Here is a 3,355-nt window from a genome sequence, read left to right on the forward strand (position 1 = left end):
TGCTTTCTATTGGCCAGCCCTGTTTTTCCAGCAGAAGCACCTTGGCTGTAACATCTTCCTGATACTTCTCCCAAGTTTTGTCATCTATTGACTTAGGTCTTTTGATGCCGAACATGTTTATAACATCCAGCTCCTTTACCTCTTCCTTCAGCTTTGCTCGCCATGAAGCTGCAAGGTTTGGATGAAATGCTCCCGCTCTAAACGATTTACCGAGATCTGACAGGGCTGCGTTTATCTGTTCTGCTGTGCTGTCTCCGGTGCTGAATAGGTTCTTTGTAGCATTCTCTATATCGCAATATGCCTGTTCTTGTTCCTCCCAGATTCTGAGCATTCTGCGGTGGTTTTCTGCTAAGTGATCATATAGCAATGCTCTTGTATTCTGACTTTCTGCATAGACTGCAATTGCAGCGTATGTAACCGCATTTTCTCGGCAGCGTTTTGCTCTATCCTCATATGCATGTATCCTATTTCTTGCATATTCCTGTCCTTTAAGGATTTTATCTCCATCTAGAATTTTGTCACCAACACTGCTCATGAGGGTATTATATTCACCTATGTTGTATTTGATAAGTGACCTGATACTTTGTAGTACTGTCTTGTAGTCCGCAATCTGCTGTTTTAGAGCATCGAAGGCTTTCCCCTCGAGTTCGTTGTTATTGATAAATGCGTCTAGCTTCTGCTCTACATTCATGGTCTTCATGGATACATCGTTTAGGTTGTCTATAGCTTCTCTACATTGAGCTTTGATTTCTGATGGGTCTAAATAAAAATATGCACTCATGCTATTGCTTCCTTTCGTGGAATGTTTCCAATTTATCTCATTTAAAAGATAATTATGGGTTCATGAAATTAAACTCTTTACCTTCTTTTGTATAATATACCCTAGAAATCCTCATCCTTTGCAAGCGCCAGCACCGCCTCAACAGCCCTATGCCACTTAGCCTTGGCACGCTGTCTCTCCTCGTCTTCAATCGCAGGATAGAATTCCTTATCTACATCCTTAATCTCAATGATATCTTCAATCGACTTATAATATCCGGAAGCAAGTCCTGCCAGATATGCGGCTCCGAGCGAAGTCGACTCAATTGATTTATGACGAACTATATGGATATCTGAGATATCTGCCTGATTTTGCATTAAGAAGTTATTAAGCGAAGCCCCACCATCTACCTTAAGATCGGTAATCTTTCTTCCGAGATCCTTCTCCATCGCCTTGATCAGATCATCACTCTGAAAAGCAATTGACTCAAGTGTCGCTCTAACTACATGCTCCTTCTTGGTGGAACGCTTGATTCCGAGAATTGCACCTCTTGCATCCGGCTCCCAGTATGGTGCTCCAAGCCCTGTAAATGCAGGTACTACAATCACTCCGTCACTATCTGAAACCTTGCTAGCGAAGCTTTCCGATATGCTCGATTTCTTAATCATCTGTAGGTTATCTCTAAGCCATTGAATGGCTGCACCGCATACGAATACGGATCCCTCTAGTGCATACTTAACCTCTCCATTTAGACCCCAAGCGATAGTCGTGAGTAGACCACTGCTACTATACACCGGCTTATTTCCAGTGTTTAGAAGCAGGAAGTTTCCTGTTCCATATGTACTCTTAATCTCACCTTCGTTAAAGCAAGCCTCTCCGAAGAGCGCCGCCTGTTGATCTCCTGCGGCACCAGTAATTGGCAATCTGCCTCCAAACAGCTCTAGGATTGTCTCTCCGAAATCACCGGCACATGGTACTGGCTCCGGTAGCATCACACGCGGTATCTCTAGGATAGATAGAATATCATCGTCCCAGTCAAGCGTATTGATATTGAACATCATGGTTCTGGCTGCATTTGAATAATCGGTCAAATGCTTAGCGCCACCTGTCATCTTCCAGATCAGCCAAGTCTCAACAGTTCCAAATAACAGTTCGCCGCGCTCTGCCTTCTCCCTCGCATCGTCTACATTATCGAGAATCCACTTTAGCTTAGTAGCACTAAAATACGCATCGATAATCAGACCCGTCTTCTCCCTAATCATGTCGGAATAGCCTTGGTTTCTAAGCCATTCAGCGGTATCAGCAGTCCTTCTACACTGCCATACGATTGCATTATAGATTGGTCTTCCCGTCTCTTTATCCCACACAATTGTGGTCTCACGCTGGTTGGTGATTCCGATACAGTCTATATCTCTGTAAGTGAGACTTGCCTTGAGCAGTGCTTCTTGAGCAACCGCCATCTGCGTTGAGTAAATCTCCATCGCATCGTGTTCAACCCATCCGTCATGAGGAAAAATTTGCTTAAACTCCCTCTGTCCAACGCTTATCGCTTTGCCTGCTCTATCGTATATTATGCACCTCGCACTCGTCGTACCTTCGTCTAGTGTCATGATATATTCACCCATCATATCCTCCTATCCATGCTATACAAAAAGCCTCATTATACTATTGCTTATATCTATGCCATCGCTTGTGAGCCTCATGCCCTCTTCATCTATTATGAGCTTGCCTTCTCTCGCATATTCACGAGCCTCTTCAAAAGCATCTCTATAATACTCCCAGAATTCCTCATAGCTCCCGAACACGTCTTCATACTTAATTCCCTCTATCTTCCTTAGCCCTGTAAAAACAGCCTCCGCCACATTGTCACATTCCGAGTTCTCGTGTACTTCAGCGGTAGGAGGAGCTCCTTTGCTAGTGAGTTCAAAGTAGTCTTCGAGTGAGCTGACATTTGTAATACGTTTATTATCTACAAATGAAGATGCTCCGAGACCAAATCCCAGATAAGGAGCCATCTCCCAGTACTTTAGATTATGCCTAGATTCATAGCCATGCTTAGCAAAATTCGAAATCTCATAGTGCTCATAGCCTTTCTCTTTGAGGAGATTAGCTCCAGCGTGATACGTCGCTCTATCGATTTCATCAGGAACTTCTTTGAGCTCTCCTCTTTCAAATTCCTTAAAGAATGCTGTTCCTTCCTCAAGCTGCAAACTGTAGAAAGATATGTGCTCTGGCCCTAGACCCGTTACTGCCTCTATGTCGGATGTAGTAGTGTCTAGCGAGCTACCTGGCACCGCGAACATGAGGTCAAGATTTATATTATCAAAGCCCGCTACTCTCGCATTTTGCACATCTGTGATTACATCACCAGCTGTATGAATCCTGCCAAGCCTCTTCAGTATCTCATCGTTCATACTCTGAACGCCCATCGATAAGCGATTAACACCAGACTGCCTGTAACCTCTAAGGCTTTCCATGGACAGTGTAGCAGGATTAGCTTCAAGAGTGATTTCAGCTTCATCATTTATGTTGAAATTCGCCTTTAGCTCACCGATTATCCTTGCAATCTGCTCGCTGGTGAGAAGCGACGGAGTT

At 44.0% G+C, this 3,355-nt stretch carries 3 protein-coding genes; all 3 read right to left on the reverse strand.

Translation table 11 applies throughout. From position 1 onward, the window contains the following. Positions 1-781: T7SS effector LXG polymorphic toxin (locus AXF17_RS07845; RefSeq protein ID WP_157682637.1), on the reverse strand; the 781-nt coding region annotated here is incomplete at its 3' end. Positions 782-882: 101 nt separating this feature from the next. Then, positions 883-2,385, reverse strand: coding sequence for a glycerol kinase GlpK (gene glpK, locus AXF17_RS07850; protein WP_094234536.1), 1,503 nt, complete (start codon positions 2,383-2,385; stop codon positions 883-885). Positions 2,386-2,403: 18 nt separating this feature from the next. Continuing rightward, on the reverse strand, positions 2,404-3,355 hold a 952-nt coding region (gene hemW / locus AXF17_RS07855), incomplete at its 5' end, for a radical SAM family heme chaperone HemW (RefSeq protein WP_094234775.1).

Source organism: Mogibacterium pumilum (genome assembly GCF_002243385.1).
In the GTDB taxonomy this organism is placed as follows: Bacteria; Bacillota; Clostridia; order Peptostreptococcales; family Anaerovoracaceae; genus Mogibacterium; species Mogibacterium pumilum.